The organism is Pseudomonas mangrovi, from assembly GCF_003052585.1.
GTDB classification, from domain to species: Bacteria; Pseudomonadota; Gammaproteobacteria; order Pseudomonadales; family Pseudomonadaceae; genus Aquipseudomonas; species Aquipseudomonas mangrovi.
Window position 1 is genome coordinate 228,785 of the sequence record NZ_QASN01000020.1, and the last position, 14,813, is coordinate 243,597.

A 14,813-nucleotide genomic window follows, 5' to 3' on the forward strand; every position below is an offset into this window, starting at 1 on the left:
TGCTGGTGCCTTTTCCGTTTACGACCGTTTGCGGTCGCTGCAGAGCTGAATCTATGAAGACAACCATCGAACTGCCCCTCCTGCCTTTGCGCGATGTTGTGGTTTATCCGCACATGGTCATCCCGCTTTTCGTCGGCCGCGAAAAGTCCATCGAGGCGCTCGAGCAGGCGATGGCGGGTGACAAGCAGATTCTACTGGTGGCGCAACGCAACCCGGCAGATGACGATCCTGACGAAGCGGCTCTGTATCGGGTAGGCACGGTTGCCACCGTCCTGCAGTTGCTCAAGCTGCCCGATGGTACGGTGAAGGTGCTGGTCGAAGGCGAGCAGCGAGGTCGTATCGAGTCGTTCGGCGAGGATGACGGGCACGTCAGGGTCGAGGTATCGCTGGTTGATGAAGCTGCCTGCCCCGAGCGTGAAGCGGAAGTCTTCGTGCGCAGTCTGATGAGCCAGTTCGAGCAATACGTCCAGCTGGGCAAGAAGGTTCCCGCGGAGGTGCTGTCGTCGTTGGCGGCGATTGACGAGCCGTCGCGCCTGGTCGACACCATGGCTGCGCACATGGCGCTGAAGATCGAACAGAAGCAGGACATCCTTGAGATCATCGAGCTCGACCCTCGAGTCGAGCATGTGCTTGCGCTGCTCGACGCGGAAATCGACCTGCTGCAGGTAGAAAAGCGTATCCGTGGCCGAGTCAAGAAGCAGATGGAGCGTAGCCAGCGCGAGTACTACCTCAACGAGCAGATGAAGGCGATCCAGAAGGAGCTCGGTGACGGTGATGAAGGCCACAGTGAGCTTGAGGAGCTGAAGAAGCGTATCGATGCCGCCGGCCTGCCCAAGGACGCCTACACCAAGGCCCAGGCAGAGCTGAACAAGCTCAAGCAGATGTCGCCCATGTCTGCCGAGGCGACCGTGGTGCGCTCGTACATCGACTGGCTGGCCAACGTACCCTGGAAAGCACAGAGCAAGGTGCGACTGGATCTGCTCAAGGCGGAGGAAATCCTGGATGCCGACCACTTCGGGCTGGAGGAGGTCAAGGAGCGCATTCTCGAGTATCTCGCGGTGCAGAAGCGGGTCAAGAAGCTGAAAGGGCCGGTGCTCTGCCTGGTAGGGCCGCCTGGTGTGGGCAAGACCTCGCTGGCAGAGTCCATCGCGCGCGCGACCAATCGCAAGTTCGTGCGCATGGCCCTCGGCGGTGTGCGTGACGAAGCGGAGATCCGCGGCCACCGTCGTACCTATATCGGCTCGATGCCTGGCCGTCTGATCCAGAAGATGACCAAGGTCGGTGTGCGCAACCCGCTGTTCCTGCTCGACGAAATCGACAAGATGGGGAGCGACATGCGTGGAGATCCCGCGTCGGCGCTGCTCGAGGTGCTCGATCCGGAGCAGAACCACAACTTCAATGATCACTACCTTGAGGTGGACTACGATCTGTCAGACGTGATGTTCCTCTGCACCGCCAACTCGATGAATATCCCGCCGGCGCTGCTCGATCGGATGGAGGTCATTCGTCTGCCGGGTTACACCGAGGACGAGAAGGTCAGCATCGCCATCCGTTATCTGGCGCCCAAGCAGATCAAGGCGAATGGCCTGAAACTCAGCGAGATTGAGTTCGAGGAAGCCGCGATCCGCGACATCATTCGCTATTATACGCGTGAAGCTGGCGTACGCAGTCTGGAGCGGCAGATTGCCAAGGTCTGTCGGCGTGCGGTCAAGCAGCACATTGGCGAGAAGCGTTTTAGCGTGGTGGTCGGCGCAGATCAGCTCGAACACTTCCTCGGGGTGCGCAAGTTCCGCTACGGGCTGGCCGAGCAGCAGGATCAGGTTGGGCAGGTCACAGGGCTTGCCTGGACCCAGGTAGGGGGCGAGCTGCTGACCATCGAGACTGCAGTGGTGCCGGGCAAGGGCACCCTGATCAAGACCGGCTCTCTGGGCGATGTCATGGCCGAGTCCATGACCGCTGCACTAACCGTGGTCCGTAGTCGGGCCAGAAGCCTGGGAATTCCTCAGGACTTTCATGAGAAACGTGATGTCCACATCCACATGCCGGAGGGTGCGACCCCCAAGGACGGTCCGAGCGCCGGCATCGGGTTGTGCACGGCGCTGGTTTCGGCGCTGACGCAGATTCCGGTGCGTGCCGATGTAGCCATGACGGGCGAGATCACTCTGCGCGGGCAGGTGCTGGCCATCGGTGGTCTCAAGGAGAAGTTGCTTGCTGCTCACCGTGGCGGGATCAAAATCGTGATCATTCCGGAGGAGAACGTTCGCGATCTGAAGGAGATCCCGGAGAACATCAAGCAGGACCTGCAGATTAAACCGGTCAAATGGATTGACGAGGTCCTGCAAATTGCGCTGCAATACGCGCCGGAGCCCTTGTCTGATGCGGCTCCCGAGCTGGTTGCAAAGGATGAGACCCGCGAAGCTGATTCCAAGGAGCGAATCAGTACGCATTAGCCTGGCGGCTTCCTTGACACATTTTTCAGGGCCTTGTTATAAAGCCGTACTTTATGTGTCTGTAGGCTGTACAGAACCCGCTTTGCTTACACCAAAAATTAAGAAACATCTCAACAGGAATAAGGGGACTTAGAGTGAACAAGTCGGAACTGATCGATGCAATCGCCGCATCTGCTGATATCCCGAAAGCTGTCGCTGGCCGTGCGCTGGACGCGGTGATCGAATCCGTCACTGGTGCTCTCAAGGCTGGTGATTCCGTTGTGCTGGTAGGCTTTGGCACCTTCGCTGTCAAAGAGCGCGCTGCACGCACTGGCCGCAACCCGCAGACCGGCAAGCCGATCAGCATCTCTGCCGCCAAGATCCCTGGCTTCAAGGCTGGCAAGGCTCTGAAAGACGCTGTCAACTAAGCGTCTTTTCCCAGGTGGTGCGTTTGATGTGCCACCTGACAGTGAAGCCTGCTCTGGTCCCCTCGCGGTAGGTTACTGCTCTCGGTAGCCAGCACTTCCAGGCTTCACCAGTTACGAGAAAGGCGCATCCCTGGATGCGCCTTTCTTCTATATGGATTCTTTACCCAAGCTGCGCAGCCGGTTCTTCGGAACGGGCTGCTCTGGGGGAAAAATGCTGCAGAACATCAGGGACAATTCCCAAGGCTGGATCGCCAAGACCATCATCGGCGTGATCGTGGTCCTGTTGTCGTTTACCGGTTTCGAGGCGATCACCAATTCCGCCAGCAATCGCGACAACGCTGCCGAGGTCAACGGCAAGCCGATCCTCAAGACCGAGCTGGCGCAGATGGTTGATATGCAGCGCAGGCAATTGCTCCAGCAATTGGGCCCGGATTTCGATCCTTCCCTGATCGAAGACAAGTTTCTTCGCGAGTCTGCTCTGAAGTCGCTCATCGATCGGCAGATCCTCCTCCAGGGATCGCGCGATGCCGGCTTGGTCTTCCCCAGTTCGGCAATGGATCAGTTGCTGCTGAAAACGCCGGAGTTTCAGGTCGATGGCGAATTCAGTCGCGAGCGTTTCGACCAGTTCGTGCGCGAGCGCAACATGAACCGGCTGCAGTTCCGTCAGCGTCTGGAGGAAGAGATTCTGGTCGGTCAGCTTCGTGCTGGCGTCGCCGGAAGTGCCTTCGTCACGTCGGACGAAATCGAAGCCTTCGTTCGCCTGGAAAAGCAGACCCGAGATTTCGCCAGCATCACGATCAACGTCGCCCCTGATGCGGTGGTGGTCGAAGATGCCGACATCAAGGCTTTTTACGATGAGCACGCCAGGCGTTTCATGACCGAGGAACAGGTGGTTGTGGAGTATGTCGAGCTGCGCAAGGACGAGTTCTTCGACCAGGTGAAAGTGGAGGCCGGGCAGCTACAGGAACTCTATGAACAGGAGATCGCCAATCTTGCCGAACAGCGTCAGGCAGCGCACATCCTGATCGAGACCAGTGACTCAGTGACTAGCGAACAGGCCAAGGCGAAGCTCGAGGAGCTGGCCCAACGTATCGCGCAGGGCGAGGATTTTGCCGCTCTGGCTAGCGAGTTCTCGGACGATTTGGACTCCAAGGGCGACGGTGGCGACCTCGGGTATGCCGGCCCCGGCGTGTACGAACCGCCTTTCGAGACAGCGCTGTATGCGCTGAAGGAGAAAGGTGAGGTTTCTGCCCCGGTACGTACCGACTATGGCTGGCACCTGATCAAGCTGCTGGATGTGCAAGCGCCGGAGATTCCGTCCTTCGCGAGCCTCGAGGAGAAGCTCACGGCCGATCTCAAGTCGCAGTTGGTGGAACGTCGTTTCGTCGAAGCAGGTGAGCAGCTGGAAAGCTCGGCCTATGAAGCGGCAGATCTGTCGCAGCCAGCGCAGGATCTCGGCTTGGCGGTACAGACCACCCCAGCATTCGGCCGTGCCGGCGGAGTGCAGGGCGTTAGCGCCAATCGTCAGGTCGTTCGTGAGGCTTTCGGTGACACGTTGCTGGTCAATCGTCGCAACAGCAAGCTGATCGAGCTGGACCAGAACACCCAGGTCGTCATCCGCGTAAAGGATCACCTCAAGGCTGAGCCGCTGCCGCTGGACGCGGTGAGCGAGCAGATTCGTGCCGAGCTGGTTACCGAGCGCGCCCGCGACGCAGCACGTGCCGAAGGCGAAAAACTGCTGACTGCGCTGCGTGCTGGTGAAGCGCAAGGTGAAGGTTGGCTGCCCGTCGAGGCAGCAACGCGCTCTCAGGATGGTGTTGATCCGGCAGTGCTGCAGACGCTTTTCCGCATGCCGCGGAGCGCTTCGCCGGAGGCGCCTGCCTACGCTGGTGTGAGCACCGGCAATGGCGACTTCGCGGTCATTCGTCTGACGGCCGTCAGTGAGCCGGAGGGTGAGCTGAGCGAAGAAGAAAAGGTCATGTACGCCCGGTTCCTGGCGTCGCGCAGCGGCGAACAGGACTATGAGGCACTGACCCAGCACCTGCGAGCCAGCGCAGATATCGAGAAGTTCTGATTGCTTGGCCCGGCCCGGACGCTTTCCGGGCCACGCACAAAAAAGCCGCGTATCGACGCGGCTTTTTTGTTGAGCGGATTTCTTCAGTCTTCCAGCGCACCCATTGCAGTGGTGTTGAAGCCGCCATCGACATAGAGGATTTCACCGCTGATGCCTGAGGCCAGATCGGAGCAGAGGAAGGCACCGGCGTTGCCGACTTCCTCGATGGTCACGTTGCGGCGCAGCGGGGTCTGCTTCTCGTTGGCAGCCAGCATCTTGCGGAAGCTCTTGATGCCGGAGGCGGCGAGAGTGCGAATCGGTCCTGCCGAGATGCAGTTGACCCGCGTGCCTTCCGGGCCAAGGCTGCCAGCCAGGTAGCGGACACCGGCTTCCAGGCTGGCCTTGGCCATGCCCATCACGTTGTAGTTGGGCATGGTGCGCTCGGCACCCAGGTAGGAAAGCGTCAATACGCTGCCATTGCGGCCCTTCATCAGCGGGCGACCGGCCTTGGCCAGGGCGACCAGGCTGTAGGCGCTGATGTCATGGGCGATCTTGAAGCCTTCGCGTGTGGTCACTTCGGTGAAGTCGCCGTCGAGCTGATCGCCGGGAGCGAAGCCCACCGAATGAACGATGCAGTCCAGACCGTCCCACTTCTTCGCCAGTGCTTCGAAGACACTGACAATCTGCGCATCGTCGGCGACATCGCAGGGGAAGCACAGCTCGGGGTTGGAGCCCCAGCCCTGGGCGAATTCCTCGACGCGACCCTTGAGCTTGTCGTTCTGGTAGGTAAAGGCGAGTTCGGCGCCTTCACGGTGCATGGCGGCGGCAATGCCGGAAGCGATGGAGAGTTTACTGGCGACGCCGACGATCAGTACGCGCTTGCCTGCGAGAAATCCCATGTTGTGTTACCCCTCTTGATTAATCGTTGGCTACCGGAGCCATGAAGGCAGCTTCCAGAAGCTGCCGCGTGTAGTCATGTTGCGGTGCCGAAAAGACTGCTTCCGCCGGGCCCTGTTCCACCACCTTGCCTTGCCTGATCACCATCAACTGGTGACTGAGGGCTCTGACCACCGCCAGGTCATGGCTGATGAACAGATAGGTGAGGTTGTACTTCGCCTGCAGTGAACGCAACAGCTCGACCACCTGCCGCTGCACCGTGCGATCGAGCGCGGACGTCGGCTCGTCGAGCAGTATCAGCGCCGGCTTGAGCACCAGGGCTCGGGCGATGGCGATACGCTGCCGTTGCCCGCCGGAAAACTCGTGTGGATAACGATGCCGGGTCTGCGGGTCGAGACCCACTTCCACCAGCGCATCGATGATCGCCTGCTCCCGCTCGGCACGGGTTCCCATGCCATGGATATCCAGCCCCTCCCCGACGATCTGGCCCACCGACATCCGTGGACTCAGACTGCCATAGGGGTCCTGGAACACCACCTGCATCTGCCGTCGCAGCGGCCGCACCTGCTTCTGGCTCAGGCCATCGATGGCCTGGTCCTGAAAGCGAATGGCGCCTTGGCTGCCGATCAAACGCAACAGCGCCATGCCTAGCGTCGATTTGCCGGAGCCACTTTCGCCGACAATCCCGAGCGTCTGACCGCGCGGCAGGCTGAAGTTGATTCCGTCGACTGCCTTGACATGGTCCACGGTGCGGCGCAGAACGCCTTTCTTGATCGGGAACCACACGCGCAGGTTGTCCACTTCCACCAGCGGCGCCGCCGCTTCTGCGGTGACGGGCGAGCCTGACGGCTCGGCGTCGAGCAACTCCTGGGTATAAGGATGCTGCGGCGACTGGAACAGCTTTTCACACGACGCCTGTTCGACGATGCAACCGGCGCGCATGACACATACCCGATGCGCAATTCTGCGGACCAGGTTGAGGTCATGGGTGATCAACAGGATGGCCATGCCCAGGCGAGCCTGCAGATCCTTTAGCAGATCGAGAATCTTCAGCTGGACGGTGACGTCCAGCGCGGTGGTCGGCTCGTCGGCAATCAGCAGCTCCGGCTCGTTGGCCAGAGCCATGGCGATGACCACCCGCTGGCGCTGGCCGCCGGAGAGCTCATGGGGATAGGCACGCAGGCGCTTGCGTGGCTCGGGAATGCCGACCAGCTCGAGCAGCTCCAGCGTGCGCGCGGTCGCCGCCTTGCCGCTGAGTCCCTTGTGCAGGCCGAGCACCTCGTTGATCTGCTTGCCGATGGTGTGCAGCGGATTGAGCGAGGTCATCGGCTCCTGGAAGACCATGGCGATGCGGTTGCCGCGCAAGCTGCGCATCTGCCTTTCATTCAGGCTGAGCAGATCCTTGCCGGCGTAGTGGATGCTGCCGGCCGGATGGCTGGCGATCGGGTAGGGCAGCAGGCGCAGGATCGAATGCGCAGTGACCGATTTGCCTGAGCCACTTTCGCCGACCAGGGCCAGGGTCTCGCCGCGGCGAATCTCGAAGGACACGTCCTGCACGGCACGCTGGCGCTGGTCGCCGCTCTGGAACTCGACGGCGAGATTGCGTACTTCGATGAGGTTCTCTGCGTCGCTCATGTCATTTCCTGGGGTCGAAGGCATCGCGCACCGCCTCGCCGATGAAGACCAGCAGCGTCAGCATCAGGCCGAGCACTGCAAAGGCAGTCAGGCCCAACCAGGGTGCCTGCAGGTTGGCCTTGCCCTGGGCGACCAGCTCGCCCAGCGAGGGCGAACCGGCGGGCAGGCCGAAGCCGAGGAAGTCCAGTGAGGTCAGGGTGCCGATGGCACCGGTGAGGATGAACGGCATGAAGGTCAGGGTAGAGACCATCGCGTTGGGCAGGATGTGGCGGAACATGATGCCGCGATTGCCCATCCCCAGGGCCCGCGCGGCGCGCACATACTCGAGGTTGCGGCCGCGGAGAAATTCGGCGCGGACCACGTCGACCAGGCTCATCCAGGAAAACAGCAGCATGATTCCCAGCAGCCACCAGAAGTTCGGCTGCACGAAGCTGGCGAGAATGATCAGCAGGAACAGCACTGGTAGCCCGGACCATATCTCCAGAAAACGCTGACCAAGCAGGTCGACCCAGCCGCCATAGAAGCCCTGCAGGGCGCCGGCGACTACGCCGATGACCGAGCTGACCAGGGTCAGGGTGAGTGCGAAGAGGATGGAGATGCGAAAGCCGTAGATGACCCTGGCCAGCACGTCACGGCCCTGGTCGTCGGTGCCGAGCAGGTTTTCCAGCGAGGGTGGCGCGGGGGAGGGCACCTGCAGCTCGTAGTTGATGCTCGAATAGTTGTAGCGGATCGGCGGCCAGATCATCCAGCCATCCTTGGCCGCGATCAGGTCCTGGATGTACGGGCTCTTGTAGTTGGCCTGCAGCGGGAATTCGCCGCCGAAGGTGGTCTCCGGATAGCGCTCAAGCACTGGGAAGTAGAGACCGCCGTCATAGCTGATCAGCAGCGGCTTGTCGTTGGCGATCAGCTCGGCGCCGAGGCTGAGCACGAACAGCACGCCGAAGATCCACAGCGACCAGCGACCGCGCTTGTTGGCCTTGAAGCGCTGTAGCCGGCGCTGATTCATGGGTGAAAGGGCCATCGTCTCAACCCTCCCTGCTGTCGAAGTCGATGCGCGGATCGACCAGGGTGTAGGTGATATCGCCGATCAGTTTCACCACCAGTCCGAGCAGGGTGAACATGAACAGGGTGCCGAACACCACCGGGTAGTCGCGGCTGATCGCCGCCTCGAAGCCGAGCAGGCCGAGACCGTCGAGGGAGAAGATCACCTCGATCAGCAAAGAGCCGGTGAAGAAGATGCCGATGAAGGCGCTGGGAAAGCCGGCGATGATCAGCAGCATGGCATTGCGGAACACATGCCCGTAGAGCACGCGATTCTGGGTCAGGCCCTTGGCGCGCGCGGTGACCACGTACTGCTTGCCGATCTCGTCGAGGAAGCTGTTCTTGGTCAGGAAGGTGAGGGTGGCGAAGTTGCCGATTACCAGCGCGGTGATCGGCAATGCCAGGTGCCAGAAGTAGTCGAGCATCTTGCCGGTCAGGCTCAGCTCGTCGAAGTCGTTCGAGGTGAGTCCGCGTGAGGGAAACCAGCTGAAGTAGCTGCCGCCGGCGAACAGCACGATCAGCAGCACGGCAAACAGGAAGGCGGGAATGGCGTAGCCGACGATGATCGCCGAGCTGGTCCAGACATCGAACGAGCTGCCGTGACGGGTGGCCTTGGCGATCCCCAGCGGGATGGAGATCAGGTACATGATCAGCGTGCTCCACAGCCCGAGCGAGATGGACACCGGCATCTTTTCCAGGATCAGGTCGGTGACCTGGGCATCGCGGAAGAAGCTCTTGCCGAAGTCCAGCTGGGCGTAGCTCTTGAGCATGATCCAGAAGCGCTCCGGTGCGCTCTTGTCGAAGCCGTACATGACGCGGATTTCTTCGATCAGCTTCGGGTCCAGGCCCTGGGCGCCGCGATAGTTGGCGCCCGCAGCGCCGGCCTCGGCGCCGCCTCCGGAAATTCGGCTGGTGGCGCCGCCGGTAGCGGCATCGAAGCCTTCCAGCTTGGCGATCATCTGCTCGACCGGGCCGCCTGGCGCGGCCTGGATGATGATGAAGTTGAGCAGCAGGATGCCGAGCAGCGTGGGGATGATCAGTAGCAGGCGGCGGACGATGTAAGCCAGCATTGCCTATTGCTCCGGCGCGGCGCTGGGCGCCGCTTCCGCCGCCGTGTTAGCTGGCTCTTTCGCTTCGGGTTTCATCCACCAGGTGTGCAGGCCCACGTCGTACAGCGGCGTGCGCTCCGGCCGCTGCAGGTGATCCCAGTAGGCTACGCGCCAGGTATCGATGTGCCAGTTCGGTACTACGTAGTGGCCCCAGAGCAGGGCGCGGTCCAGCGCACGGGTATGGGTGACCAGCTTCTTGCGCGAGTCGGCGTTGATCAGCTGTTCCACCAGGCTGTCGATGGCCGGATCCTTGAGGCCGATGAAGTTGCGACTACCCGGGCTGTCGGCGCTGCTCGAGTGCCAGTAGCCAATCTGCTCGTTGCCCGGCGTGCTGGACTGGCCGAAGCCGCCGACCAGCATGTCGTAGTCGCGCGAGCGAATGCGGTTGACGTACTGGGAGGTGTCCACGCGACGGATGTTGAGGGTGATGCCCAGATCCTGCAGGTTGCGCTTGAACGGTAGCAGCACCCGCTCGAACTCGGTCTGCACCAATAAAAACTCGATCTCCACTGGCTTGCCTTCGGCGTCGAGCATGCGGTCGTTCTCGACCCGCCAGCCAGCCTGCTGGAACAGCTGGAAGGCGCGCCGTTGCTGCTCACGGATGATGCCGCTGCCGTCGGTCTTGGGGCTGCGGTATTCCTCGGTGAATACCCGCGGCGGCAGCTGCTCGCGCAGTGGTTCGAGAATCTTCAGCTCGTCCTTGTCCGGCAGGCCGCTGGAGGCCAGTTCGGAGTTGTCGAAGTAGCTCTGGCTGCGGGTGTAGGCGCCGTAGAACAGGCTGCGATTGGCCCATTCGAAGTCGAACAGCAGACCGATAGCTTCACGCACCCGCGGATCCTGGAACTGCGCTCTGCGGATATTGAAGACGAAACCCTGCATGCCGCTGGGGTTGTGGTTCTTCAGCTCCACCTTGACCAGCTTTCCGGCCTTCAGCGCGGGTGTGTCGTAGGCGGTCGCCCAGTTCTTCGCGCTCATCTCAAGTCGATAGTCGAACTGGCCTGCCTTGAAAGCCTCCAGTGCGACGCCGCCGTCTAGGTAGTAGTCGACGCGAATGGTGTCGAAGTTGTACATGCCGCGGTTGACCGGCAAATCGGCGCCCCACCAGTCCGCGACCTTCTCATAGCGCACGCTCTGCTTGGCGTTGAGCCTGGCGATGCGGTAGGGGCCGCTGCCCAGTGGCGGCTCCAGGTTGCCGCTCTCGAAATCGCGCTCGGCCCACCAGTGCTTGGGCAGTACCGTCAGTTGGCCGAGGATCAGCGGCAGCTCGCGGTTGCCGCCGTGCTTGAAGTTGAAGCGCACCACCAGGGGCGCCTCCACCTCGACCGTCTCGACGTCCGCATAGTAGGAGCGATAGTGCGGATGGCCCTTGGTGGTCAGTGTCTCGAAGCTGAACTTGACGTCTTCGGCGGTCACCGGCTGGCCGTCATGGAAGCGCGCCTTGGGGTTGAGGTGGAAGCGTACCCAGCTGTGGTCGCTGGCGCGCTCCATGCGCTCGGCCAGCAGGCCGTAGATGGTGAAGGGCTCGTCGGGGCTCTGGTAGGTCAGGGTCTCGTAGATCAGCCCGATGTTCTCCTCCGCGACGCCCTTGTTGATGAACGGATTGAAGCTGTCGAAGTTGCCGTTGCCAGAGAGTCGCAGGGTTCCGCCCTTGGGGGCGTCCGGATTGACGTAGCCGAAATGCTTGAAGTTCGCCGAGTAACGGGGGGGCTCGCCATACAGTGTCATGGCATGCTGCGGCGCGGCCTGTGCTGCCTGGGCCAGCATCAGCAGCGCGGCGGCAAGGGGCAAGAGACGGCGAGTCAGAACTGTCATTGCGTGGTCTCCGAAGGTTTCAGCCACCAGCTGCGCAGGCCGAGGGTATAGGGTGGCGTTTTCACGAAGGCGAAACGGTCACGGTAGGCCACCCGATGGTGGTCTATGTACCAGTTGGGAATGCTGTAGTACTGCCAGAGCAGCACCCGGTCCAGTGCCCGGGTGGCGGCGACCTGTTCGTCGCGGGTGCTGGCGGCAAGCAGCTTTTCGATCATCGCATCCACCGCCGGGTTCGCCACCCCGGCATAGTTGCGCCCGCCCTGGACCTGCGCCTGGCTCGAGTGGAAGTACATAGACTGCTCCAGGCCGGGGCTCAGCGTCTGTGGCAGGGTCAGCAGAACCATGTCGAAGTCGAAATGGTCCAGGCGCTGTTTGTACTGGGCGCGATCGACCGTGCGCAGGCTGACGTCGATGCCGAGCCGGGACAGATTTTCCCGGTAAGGGGTGAGGATGCGCTCCAGATTCGGGTTGACCAGCAGTATCTCGAAACGCAGCGGGCGCCCGCTGGCATCGCGCATGCCCTCATTGGTGGGTGTCCAGCCGGCCTTGGCGAGCAACGCCATGGCGCGCCGCAGACTTTCGCGCGGTATGCCCTGGCCCTCGGTGCGCGGCAGTTCGAAGGGTTGAGTGAACAGCTCGGCCGGCAACTGTTTGCGGAACGGAGAAAGCAGCAGCCACTCGGCGCCCTCGGGTATCCCGGTGGCGGCGAACTCGCTGTTGGGGTAGTAGCTGGTGGAGCGGCGGTAGGCACCGTTGAACAGTGCGCGGTTGCTCCATTCGAAGTCGAACATCAGCCCCAGCGCTTCGCGCAGTTCGCGGCGGGCGAACAGCGGGCGACGGGTGTTCATGAACAGTGCCTGGGTCTGGGTGGGAATGCTGTGGGCGATCTCGGCCTGGATGACCTCGCCGCGCAGGACCGCGGGGAACTGATAGCCATTGGCCCAGTTCTTCGCCTGGTTCTCGATGTAGATGTCGAATTCGCCGGCCTTGAATGATTCAAAGGCCATGCTGCTGTCGCGATAGAACTCGACCTCGACCCGCTGGAAATTGTATTTGCCGCGATTCACCGGCAGCTTCTCGCCCCACCAGTTGCGCACGCGCTCGAACACCAGGCGCTTGCCAGGCTGCACCTGGGTAATGCGATACGGGCCGCTGCCCAGCGGTGGCTCGAAGCTGGTCAGGGTGAAGTCGCGATCCTTCCAGTAGTGCTGCGGCAGAACCGGCAGCTCGCCCATGCGCAGGATCAGCAGCGGATTGCCGGAACGGCGGAAAACGAAGCGAATGCGGTGGCGACCGAGAATGTCGACGCGCTTCACTTCCTGCAGCTGGGTGCGGTACAGCGGATGGCCCTTCTTCAGCAGGGTTCGGTAGGAAAAGGCGACGTCGTAGGCGGTGATCGGCTTGCCATCATGAAAGCGCGCCTGCTTGCGCAGGTTGAATACCACCCAGCTGCGGTCGGTGCTGTATTCGACGCTCTCGGCAATCAGTCCGTAGCTGCTGGCGGGCTCGTCGCCGGAAGGGTCATAGATGCCGGTGCCGGCCATCAGCGTTTCGTTGAGTTCGCTGACGCCGTACTGCAGGAAGTTGCCGGTGCCCGACGGGCTGGTGCCCTTGAGCGTATAGGGGTTGAGGGTGTCGAAGGTGCCGGAGGCCATCATTCGCAGTGTGCCGCCCTTGGGAGCGTCCGGGTTGACCCAGTCGAAATGGCTGAAGCTGGCGGGGTACTTGAGGGTGCCGAACTGGGCATAGCCGTGGCTGCGGATGACCTCGGCGCGAGCCGGCAGGCAGCTCAGCAGAAGCAGGATCGTGAAAGTGGTGAGACGCATCAGCAAGAGTGGTCCGATCCGTGGCAGCTTTGGCTTCGGGGCCCTACAGTAACAGCTTGTATAGACAGGAAAAAGCATGCCCGAGCGGAGCTGCTGCGGGTGTAAGCTGGTAATAATTTGAAAAAACATGAGGGTGCATCTTGGGCGATCGAAGTTTCGGACTTGAGGCATGGATCGCCAAATTGGGCCAGGCCGAGTTACCGGCCCTGGCCTCCGTCGTAGGGGAGTTGCAGCGCCTGGCGCGCGAAGAGAAGTCCTCGGTGCAGCAGCTGGCCGATGTCCTGCTGCGCGACGCGGCACTGACTGCCAAGGTTCTGCGGGTCGGGGGCAGTGTGTATTTCAACCCGGCCTGCGAACCGATCAGAACCATCTCCCGGGCCATCGTGCTGATCGGCTTCGAGAATGTGCGGCTGATTGCGTTGTCGGTCAGCCTGATCGACGGCCTGCTCGGCAAAACCAATCGCGATCAGTTGCTGGAGCTGCTGGCGCGCTCGTTTCACGCCGCCGTGCAGGCGCGCAATATTTCCGACTACGTCCTGGCTCGCGACAAGGAAGAGGTGTTCATTGCGGCGTTGCTCTTCCACCTTGGCGAGCTGGCTTTCTGGGGCTGTGCCGGAGATCAGGCGGAAGAGCTTGCGCGCAACCTCGAGCAGCCGGGAGCCCGCTTCGAGGAGGCCGTGCAGCAGGTCCTCGGAACCAGTTTCCGCCAGTTGACCCTGGGACTGCTCAAGGCCTGGAATCTCGGCGAGCTGGCCACCCTGTCGCACAGTGGCAATGCATCGGATCCGGCGGTGCGGGCGATTGCGCTGGGTGAGCGAATCAGCGCGGCGGCGCTGGATGGCTGGGATTCCCCGGAAATGGAGACGCTGGTCGCACAGCTTGCCGAGTTCATTGGCGTCAGCCCGGAGGATGCTCTGGCTCAGGTGCTGGCCAGCGCCGACGAGACCGTTGCAGTGGCTGCCAGCTTCGGCGCCGAACGTCTGAGTGCATTGATACCCAGTACCGATCCGGAGCAGGTGCGTTTGCGCCAGGCCGCGCGCAAGGCCAGCCTGCTGCAGCCGAACCTTCTGATCATGCAGCAGGCACTGCAGGACCTTGGCCTGATGGTTTCAGCCAAGGCAGATCTCGGCTTGATCCTCGACACCCTGATGCGCGGTCTGCATGAAGGCGCAGGCCTGGAGCGAGTGATGCTGTCGGTCCTGGCGGACAAGCAGACGCGCTTTCGCTGCAAGCTGGCGGTCGGCGAGGGCAGTGCGCAGTGGCGGGAGGCATTCGTCTTGCCGGTGGAGCAGCCCGAGCAGCCGCACATCTTCAGCTACGTGCTGCGTGCCCGCGAGACTCTGTGGATGGGGGTCCCGGCCAGCTACAGCCTGGATGAACTGGTACCGCTGCCGCTGCGTGGGCTGCTCGGGCAGGGCATGTTCTTCATTGCCCCGGTGCTTGCCGGCAATCGCGAGGTTGGCGTGCTGTATGCGGACTGCCGGATCAGCGGCAGAGCGCTGAGGCACGAGCAGTTCGTTGCCTTTCAGCGCTTCACCCAGTTGGCCGGGCGCTGTCTGGACGCGCTCGGCCGGCGCTGAGGC

The 14,813-nt window shown here is 62.1% G+C and carries 10 protein-coding genes; 4 read left to right on the forward strand and 6 right to left on the reverse strand.

The window, feature by feature from the left end; all coding sequences use genetic code 11:
* Nucleotides 1–53 precede the first annotated feature (53 nt).
* The 3 genes from lon (at nt 54) to DBO85_RS13825 (ending at nt 4,931) form a co-directional block, all read left to right on the forward strand.
* Entirely contained in the window at nt 54–2,450 is a 2,397-nt protein-coding gene (lon, locus tag DBO85_RS13815) for an endopeptidase La (protein WP_108107854.1), read from the forward strand.
* Between the two features lie 134 nt (nt 2,451–2,584).
* Complete coding sequence (gene hupB, locus DBO85_RS13820) at nt 2,585–2,857, forward strand: nucleoid-associated protein HU-beta (protein ID WP_108107855.1); 273 nt, start codon at nt 2,585–2,587, stop codon at nt 2,855–2,857.
* A gap of 211 nt (nt 2,858–3,068) precedes the next feature.
* Nucleotides 3,069–4,931 (forward strand): SurA N-terminal domain-containing protein, encoded by a 1,863-nt coding sequence (locus DBO85_RS13825; protein WP_108107856.1) that lies wholly within the window; start codon nt 3,069–3,071, stop codon nt 4,929–4,931.
* A gap of 83 nt (nt 4,932–5,014) precedes the next feature.
* Here DBO85_RS13825 and fabI read toward each other — a convergent pair whose 3' ends face one another.
* Genes fabI through DBO85_RS13855 form a run of 6 tightly spaced genes read right to left on the reverse strand, consistent with a single transcriptional unit; the run spans nt 5,015 to nt 13,230 of the window.
* Nucleotides 5,015–5,809 (reverse strand): enoyl-ACP reductase FabI, encoded by a 795-nt coding sequence (gene fabI / locus DBO85_RS13830; RefSeq protein ID WP_108107857.1) that lies wholly within the window; start codon nt 5,807–5,809, stop codon nt 5,015–5,017.
* Nucleotides 5,810–5,828: 19 nt separating this feature from the next.
* Nucleotides 5,829–7,442 carry an ABC transporter ATP-binding protein gene (locus DBO85_RS13835; RefSeq protein WP_108107858.1) on the reverse strand — a complete coding sequence of 538 codons (1,614 nt, stop codon included), beginning with the start codon at nt 7,440–7,442 and terminating at the stop codon, nt 5,829–5,831.
* Nucleotide 7,443: 1 nt separating this feature from the next.
* Complete coding sequence (locus DBO85_RS13840; protein WP_108107859.1) at nt 7,444–8,463, reverse strand: ABC transporter permease; 1,020 nt, start codon at nt 8,461–8,463, stop codon at nt 7,444–7,446.
* Between the two features lie 4 nt (nt 8,464–8,467).
* Nucleotides 8,468–9,553, reverse strand: a complete 1,086-nt coding sequence (locus DBO85_RS13845; RefSeq protein WP_108107860.1) for a microcin C ABC transporter permease YejB — start codon at nt 9,551–9,553, stop codon at nt 8,468–8,470.
* Nucleotides 9,554–9,556: 3 nt separating this feature from the next.
* Complete coding sequence (locus DBO85_RS13850; protein WP_108107861.1) at nt 9,557–11,404, reverse strand: extracellular solute-binding protein; 1,848 nt, start codon at nt 11,402–11,404, stop codon at nt 9,557–9,559.
* Nucleotides 11,401–13,230, reverse strand: a complete 1,830-nt coding sequence (locus tag DBO85_RS13855; RefSeq protein WP_108108340.1) for an extracellular solute-binding protein — start codon at nt 13,228–13,230, stop codon at nt 11,401–11,403. Before DBO85_RS13855 ends, DBO85_RS13850 begins: the two co-directional genes overlap by 4 nt.
* Nucleotides 13,231–13,370: 140 nt before the next feature.
* Between DBO85_RS13855 and DBO85_RS13860 the strand changes: the two genes are divergently transcribed.
* Entirely contained in the window at nt 13,371–14,810 is a 1,440-nt protein-coding gene (locus DBO85_RS13860; protein ID WP_108107862.1) for an HDOD domain-containing protein, read from the forward strand.
* The last annotated feature ends 3 nt before the right edge of the window (nt 14,811–14,813 follow it).

Excerpts from the sequence above, each read along its gene's own strand:
- fabI (WP_108107857.1), bottom strand. The coding sequence starts at position 5,809 with ATGGGATTTCTCGCAGGCAAGCGCGTACTGATCGTCGGCGTCGCCAGT.
- DBO85_RS13835 (WP_108107858.1), bottom strand. The coding sequence starts at position 7,442 with ATGAGCGACGCAGAGAACCTCATCGAAGTACGCAATCTCGCCGTCGAG.
- DBO85_RS13845 (WP_108107860.1), bottom strand. The coding sequence starts at position 9,553 with ATGCTGGCTTACATCGTCCGCCGCCTGCTACTGATCATCCCCACGCTG.
- DBO85_RS13855 (WP_108108340.1), bottom strand. The coding sequence starts at position 13,230 with ATGCGTCTCACCACTTTCACGATCCTGCTTCTGCTGAGCTGCCTGCCG.
- DBO85_RS13825 (WP_108107856.1), top strand. The coding sequence starts at position 3,069 with ATGCTGCAGAACATCAGGGACAATTCCCAAGGCTGGATCGCCAAGACC.
- DBO85_RS13840 (WP_108107859.1), bottom strand. The coding sequence starts at position 8,463 with ATGGCCCTTTCACCCATGAATCAGCGCCGGCTACAGCGCTTCAAGGCC.
- lon (WP_108107854.1), top strand. The coding sequence starts at position 54 with ATGAAGACAACCATCGAACTGCCCCTCCTGCCTTTGCGCGATGTTGTG.
- DBO85_RS13850 (WP_108107861.1), bottom strand. The coding sequence starts at position 11,404 with ATGACAGTTCTGACTCGCCGTCTCTTGCCCCTTGCCGCCGCGCTGCTG.